Origin of the sequence: Mesorhizobium sp. M4B.F.Ca.ET.203.01.1.1 (assembly GCF_004791025.1) — a bacterium.
Classification (GTDB): domain Bacteria; phylum Pseudomonadota; class Alphaproteobacteria; order Rhizobiales; family Rhizobiaceae; genus Mesorhizobium; species Mesorhizobium abyssinicae.
Window position 1 is genome coordinate 25681 of sequence record NZ_SRUO01000028.1, and the last position, 6664, is coordinate 32344.

At 64.3% G+C, this 6664-nt stretch carries 7 protein-coding genes and 1 pseudogene; 2 read left to right on the top strand and 6 right to left on the bottom strand.

The genetic code is table 11. The annotated features are described in order from the left end of the window. The 5 genes from EN846_RS32910 to EN846_RS32930 form a co-directional block, all read right to left on the bottom strand. A complete protein-coding gene (locus EN846_RS32910; protein ID WP_127392951.1) occupies nucleotides 1-1311 on the bottom strand; it encodes a hemolysin family protein in 1311 nt (436 codons plus the stop codon). 99 nt (nucleotides 1312-1410) lie between these two features. Next, nucleotides 1411-2118: an LssY C-terminal domain-containing protein gene (locus EN846_RS32915; protein ID WP_127286198.1), complete on the bottom strand. Its 708-nt coding sequence runs from the start codon at nucleotides 2116-2118 to the stop codon at nucleotides 1411-1413. A 73-nt stretch (nucleotides 2119-2191) separates the two neighbouring features. Further along, nucleotides 2192-3058: an extensin family protein gene (locus EN846_RS32920; protein ID WP_127393648.1), complete on the bottom strand. Its 867-nt coding sequence runs from the start codon at nucleotides 3056-3058 to the stop codon at nucleotides 2192-2194. Between the two features lie 138 nt (nucleotides 3059-3196). Next, a complete protein-coding gene (locus EN846_RS36225) occupies nucleotides 3197-3919 on the bottom strand; it encodes an extensin family protein (RefSeq protein WP_245493436.1) in 723 nt (240 codons plus the stop codon). A 511-nt stretch (nucleotides 3920-4430) separates the two neighbouring features. Next, a complete protein-coding gene (locus EN846_RS32930; protein WP_127286494.1) occupies nucleotides 4431-4856 on the bottom strand; it encodes a DUF3775 domain-containing protein in 426 nt (141 codons plus the stop codon). 190 nt (nucleotides 4857-5046) lie between these two features. On the opposite strand from EN846_RS32930, the gene EN846_RS32935 reads away from it, so the two are divergent. Together EN846_RS32935 and greA are read left to right on the top strand one after the other, a co-directional pair. Next, nucleotides 5047-5580: a tetratricopeptide repeat protein gene (locus EN846_RS32935; protein ID WP_127393646.1), complete on the top strand. Its 534-nt coding sequence runs from the start codon at nucleotides 5047-5049 to the stop codon at nucleotides 5578-5580. Nucleotides 5581-5864: 284 nt separating this feature from the next. Beyond that, entirely contained in the window at nucleotides 5865-6338 is a 474-nt protein-coding gene (gene greA / locus EN846_RS32940) for a transcription elongation factor GreA (protein WP_126058735.1), read from the top strand. A 224-nt stretch (nucleotides 6339-6562) separates the two neighbouring features. Here the strand turns inward: greA and EN846_RS32945 are convergent. Beyond that, nucleotides 6563-6664 (bottom strand): annotated as a pseudogene (locus EN846_RS32945) (IS110 family transposase); the annotation flags it as partial.

Genomic DNA, 6664 nt, shown 5'->3' on the forward strand with positions numbered 1-6664 from the left:
TCAGCGCGCGATCTGGCGGTGACCATCCGGCAGGCGGGTGGCGATCAGCTTGTCGATGCGGCGGCCGTCGAGGTCGACGACCTCGAAGCGCCAGCCCTGCGCGTCGACGCATTCGCCGGTCGCCGGCAAGTGGTGCAGGTGCGACAGCACATAGCCGGCGACAGTCTCGTAGTCGCGGTTCTCGGGCAGGTCGATGCCGAGCACTTCGGCCATCTCGTCGGCCTGCATGTAGCCGGCGAGCAGCCAGGAGCCGTCCTCGCGCTTGACGGCATTCTCCTCCTCGCCCGCGTCGAGGTCGGAGCGGAAGACGCCGGTGATCGCTTCCAGTATGTCGGCGGGCGTGACGATGCCCTCGAAGTGGCCGTACTCGTCATGGACGAGCGCCATCGGCACGTCGGATTCCTTCAACTTCTGCAGCACATCCAGCGCATCGGCCTGATCGTGGACGATGGGCGCGGCGCGCACATGGTGGCGCGGCTCCAGCACCTTGCCGCCGAGGATCGCGGCCAGGACATCGCGTGTCTGGACGACGCCGACCATGGCATCCACATTGCCGTCGCCGGCCGGCAGGCGCGAATGCTGGGTCTCGATCAGCAGCTTCCTGATGGTCGTCTCGTCTGATTGCAGGTTGATCCAGTCGACCTCGGTGCGCGGCGTCATCACCGCGCGCACGGCGCGGTCGCCGAGCCGCATGACGCCGGCGATCATGCGGCGCTCGTCGGATTCGATGGTGCCGTGATGCTCGGCCTCGGCGACCAGCATCTTGATCTCCTCGTCGGTGACCTTCTCCTCGCTCTCGCCGCGCTGGCCGAGCAGCCAGAGGACGGCGCGGCCGGAAATGTCGAGCAGGAAGACGAGCGGCGCCGAGATGGTGGCGAGGACGGTCATCGCGGGCGCCGCCCGGACGGCGACGCGCTCGGGATCGCGCAGCGCGATCTGCTTCGGCACCAGCTCGCCGACAATCAGCGAGGCATAGGTGATGATGGCGACGACGATGCCGACGCCGAGCGGATCGGCAATGTTCTCGCGGATGCCGTTCGAGGCGAGGAAGGCGGCCAAGCGCTCGCCGAGCGTGGCGCCCGAAAAGGCGCCGGAGAGAACGCCGACCAGGGTGATGCCGATCTGCACCGACGACAGGAACTTGCCGGGATTGGAGCCGAGCGCCAGCGCGCGGCCGGCGCCCTTTACGTTGCGGTCGATCATCGCCTTGAGGCGGGCGGGGCGTGACGAGACGATGGCAAGCTCGGACATTGCCAGAAGGCCGTTCACGCAGATGAGGACGGCCACGGTGGCGATTTCAACGTATAGCATGAGGGGTCAATAGCATTGCTGCAGTGCATTCGAAAATAGCAGCGGCTATTGTTTTTCGGGGCGGCGTGCTGGTGCTGGGCAAAGATTGGCGCAAATACGCTAGGGCAGCGTCTTCAACACCCCGACCACCGCCATGCCATCGGTGAAGTACGGATCGCCGCCGCCGTTGCGTCCGGTCTTCGTCGCGCCGATGCCAGCCATTTCGCTGGTCGAGGCAAGCAGGCCAGCCTTGGCGAGGTCGCCGACGAGGAAGTCGCGCTCGGCGTCGATGTCGGGGGCGATGTGATGGGTTATCGCTCCGGTGTCGTGGCTGAGGCCGACGCCACGGTCGAAGCTCGCGGCACCGAGCCAGAGCGGACGACCGTCATCGCCGACCGTGTTGGTCTGCCAGAAGCGGACATGGTGGCGCTGGTCGGCACTGTCGCCGACCGGCTTTTCGAAGGCCAGGTCCTGGGCGCGGCCCTCGAACAGCAGCCTGCTCATCGGCGCATCGGGATAGGGACGCGAAAACAACACGCTTTCGCCGATGTCGATGGCGGTTCTCAGCGAGACGGCGTCGGCCGTGTCCCAGCCGGCGACGGCGAAGGCGTGCACCACCTCCTTTTCGGTGCCGACAAGGCCGACATTGATCGGGTCGCCCGGAATGCCTTGCGGCGTATGCGTCACCATTTCGAAGTGCTGCGTGCGATAGCCGCGCTCGCGCCAGGTCCAGAATTCCGGCGCGGCGACGTAGGCCAGTCCCAGATATCCGGCGCAAAGTGCCGCCAGCCAGGTCGACGCGCGCCGCCGAAGGCTTCGCTTACTCACGAGAGGCCACTCCCAAACGCATGCGTCACCTTATGCGCCGTTGCATGGGTTGGGCAAAGGGAACCGCTCGTCGTCAGCGGCAGGCGCGGTAGCCGTTCCTGCGGTTCTTGATGTCGAAATGGAAATGGTTGCGGTGGTCGTAATTGTAGCCGGGGCCGAGCACCGTGGTGAAATACTGGCAGCCGTCGGCGCGCACATTGTTGAGGAAGCCGCGGGTGCGGAAGGCGAACAGGCCGGGCTTGCGCACGTCGATGTCGTCGCCGTTGTTGAGCTCGATGCTCATGACGTCGAGCGCGTTGCCCTTGCCGTGCTCGGACAGGACGCCTTCGCCGGCGATGTTGCGGCAGGAATAGCTGGACCCCTGGTGGATGGTCCTGACGCCTGAGAAATAACGCCAGCGAGCGGCAGGCACCAGCTCGTTCCTGGTCCAGGTTGCGAAGGTGGCAGCCATGTTGCAGGTCAGCGTCGCGGCGGGCTTCATCTGGACGCTGCCGATGGCCGAAACCCTGACCGGAAAGTCGATGCCGCACTGGCCCTCATGGATCGGCTGGACATCGGTGTAGGCGACGCCGAGGCGCTTCAGCTCGTTGCGGCAGTCGACCTCGCTGGCCGGCATCTGCTCGGTCGGCGACATCGGCTCGTCCATGCGCGGATAGGCGGCGGTCACGTAGGGGTTGGACGGAACGAGGCGCTGCATGCCGGAATACTGTGGCGTTGAATATTGGGGCACTGAATATTGGGGCGCTGAATATTGGGGCGCCTCGGGGACGGCGGCGGTCTGGTTGCCGACATCGACTGCAGGCTGCAGCGAGAACACGTCGCCGGTGTTGCAGGCCGATACGGTCGCGATGGCAAGCAGCGTCACCAGCCTGGCGGCAGCGGAGCGCGCACGATTGTTCTGTCGCGCCATGGCAAGCACGGCGCCAAGTCTTCCGGCCATTGATAGGCGTCCCGTCCCAGAGCTGATCCCGCAGGGGTCATGCTGCCGATGGCATAAGGTTAATCCGCAAGAGTAAAGGAAAGATCAGCGCCCGCATTCACGCCTGGGGCCGAATTGCGGCGGTCACGAATTGCGGGGTCACTGGCAGAAGGTGCCGCCGTGGCGGCGCGGCTCCAGGTCGAGGTGGAAGTGCAGCGAATGGTCGGCATCGCTGCCCGGGCCAAGCACCGTCTTGAACGGTCCGCAGGCGGCCTTGCGCACCGTGCCCAGGAATTGCGCGTCCTGTTCGGGCGGCGCCGGCCCGACCTCGATTTTCCTGCCGTCCGCCAGCGTGAAGCTGGCAATGTCGAGCGCGTTGCCGAAAGCGTGCTCCGACATCTTGCCTCCGTTGTGGCGCGCCCGGCAGACGAAGGCGGAAGCCTGGCCGATCGACTTCAATTTTGTGCCGAACTTGGCCTCGACGGCAGGCTGGATGATTTCGGCGGTGAAGCGTGCCGCCGCCTCGGCCATCGCGCAGTTCAATTCGGCGCCGGGGCTGATAGCCATGGATTTGCCCAGCGTCTTCAGCACGATCGGGTAGGGGATCGAGCAGCCAATCTCGGGTTCCTGCTCGGCCTTGTGTTCCTCGAAGTCGACGCCCATCGATGTCAGCCGACGGCGGCAGGCCAGTTCCTCCTCCGGCATCTGTTGCTCGGGAAGGATCGCCGAACGAGGATCGGGCGGCGGTTTGTTGTCGCCGGATTCAGCCGGTTTTTCAGGTGGCTTCGGCGCGACGGCGGGCGGCTCGACCTCCGGTTCCGCCTTGTCGGGTCTTTGCGTCGGAATCGGCGCCGCGGCCGGCGCTTCAGGTTGAGTTTCCATCTCTGTTGACGGCTCCGGGGCCGAAGGCTCGGGCCGCTGCCGCTCCTCCTGCGGAGACTTGTCCTGATCGATCCGGTCGGATGCGTCGGCGTCCCTTGGTCCTGCAGCCTTCCGCTCTTCCTTCGTGGCGGCATCGGTCTGTTGCGCTTCCGCGGGACGTGGCTCCGGTACCGAAACATCGGCGGGTAAGGTCGGCTGATCCTGCGTTTGGTGCTGCGTCAGCTCTGACGCGATATGCCGCTTGCCCCGCGATCTCACGCGGTGCTTGCTCCTCGGCCTCAGGGGCTGATCGGCCCGCTGCGTCAACGGCTGCTCCAGACGCGGTGTCAGCGGCTGCCTGTGACGATGCCTGGCATCGGCCGGCGTGATCAGCAAAACCGCCGCTGCCAAAGGCAGCGCCAGCCTGAAAAATCCGGAAATGCTCAGCGTTGCCATCGCCCGGAAACGGCGTCGGCATGGCGAAGTTGCCTTCGAAGGCGCATCCGACCGATCACAATCGGTTACCAACGCGTTACGCGCCGATCGCTTCCAGCCCTTCCTCCAGCCAGTCGGCGAGCAGCGGCATGCCGAGCAGATATTTGGCCGTGCGCTTGTTGGCGCGCTCGCGCGCGGCGGCCAGCGCGTCGGCCCATTCGGCGGCGTCATAGTCGCCGCGGCCGACCCAGGCGAGGGCGATCAGCTCGGCCGCTTCGTCGACATTGAGGTCGTCGATCAGCTCGCGCAGCTCCTCCTCGGTCAGGTTTTCCGAGCTCTCCTCGACGAGACCGTCATGATGGTGGCTGTCGCGGGTGTCGCCGTCGAACTCGATTTCGTGCTCGGCGCCGTCGGCATAGTCCTCGTTGACGGCCGCGCTCAGCGCCTTGGCCTTGAGAATGAACAGGCGCACGGTATCGGGACCGATCGAAAGCTCCCATTCCTTTTCGAGGCGCTGCTGCACTGGCCTGCTCCGCATGCTCCATCGGCCGTTTGCCGGATGATAGCGGATTTGTGGCGCGCGTCACGTCATGTTCGGCCTGTTTCAGGCAAAATGCCGGTGGTGCGCAGGTTTTTCACGCGCTCCGCTTTTCCGGGATGAAAGAAGGCAGGCCCGGCGTTAATATCCCATTGTCATTCTCAAGGAGGCTCCGATGCGCAGACGTTTGCTGATCCAGGTCATGGCTGTTGTGGCTTTGCCGCTCTTTGTGGCGCCCGCCTTCACGGCCGGCGAGGGTGGAGGCGGCGGCAGCCCGACCGAGAAGTGCAAGAAGGGCGAGGTCTGGGACAAGAAGAAGCAGAAATGCGTGACGCCGAAGTACGGCATGCTGGACGACGACAACATCTATGAGGCGGGCCACGATCTTGCGATGGCCGGGCGCTATGACGAGGCGATCGCCGTGCTCAGCCTTGCGGCCAACAAGCAGGATCCGCGCATCCTCAACTATCTCGGCTATTCGCATCGCCATTCCGGCCGCATCACCGTCGGCCTCGGCTATTACGAGGAAGCCTTGCGCATCAATCCCGACTACACGTTGGTGCGCGAATATCTCGGCGAGGCGCATCTGCAGATCGGCGACCTTGCGGGCGCCCGCGAACAGCTCAGCGAAATCGAGAAGCGCACCGGCAAGGGCTCGCGCGAATACGGCATGCTGGCCGAGCAGATCGACCATTTCCTGAGAAGCTGATTCGACCTCGACACCCTTTCCAGCCGGCTGCGAGCGATCGTAGCCGGCTTTTTGTTGCCGCGCCGGCAAAGGAATGCTTTGGCGGCGATCGCCCTTGCGAAAGCAGCGGATGATTTTTCAAAACCGGATTTTTTGGCGTGAAAAACGCGCAAACATTGCTATATTCAGGCAAATTGCGGTGAAACGGTTCCGTTAGCCCAAGGCTGCCGGACCGTTTTCTTTTTGTACCCATCGACAAGGGCCATCCCCGAAAAACGGGGGTGGCGGCAGGAAAGGTCAGGCATATGAACAAGGTCCCGATGACAGGCGAGGGGTTCGCGTCATTGAAGGAAGAACTGCGCTGGCGCCAGCAGGAAGAGCGGCCGCGCATCATCGAGGCGATCTCCGAGGCGCGCTCGCATGGCGACCTTTCCGAAAACGCCGAATACCACGCGGCCAAAGAGGCGCAGAGCCACAATGAAGGCCGCGTCAACGAGCTCGAGGACCTGATCGCGCGGGCCGAGGTGATCGACGTCACCAAGCTCAGCGGCGACAAGGTCAAGTTCGGCGCCACCGTGGTGCTGGTCGACGAGGACACCGAGGAGAAGAAGACCTACCAGATCGTCGGCGACCAGGAAGCGGACGTGAAGTCTGGCCGCATCTCGATCTCCTCGCCGATCGCGCGCGCCCTCATCGGCAAGGAAGTCGGCGACGCCATCGAGGTCAACGCGCCCGGGGGCGCCCGGGGGTATGAGATCGTCCAGGTGCAATTCATCTGAGGGAAGTTGAGGGGGCAGGATTTGTCCCTGAATTGCGCTATTCCAATCCAAGGATGGCGCCGCCCCTCATCGCCCTGCCGGGCACTTCTCCCCGTATAGTGACGGGGAGAAGGACGCCGTCACCTGATGATTTCGCCAACCGGAAACGCTGAAAAGTGGCGCTGAATTTCGCGCTTAGCTCCCTTCTCCCCGTTACTATACGGGGAGAGCGACTGTCTTGGCTGTCAAGCTGTTTGCCATGGTTTTTGGTCGCGGATGATGGCGTTGAGAATGGTCAGCAGCTTTCGCATGACGGCCACGACGGCGACGATCTTCGGCTTGCCGAC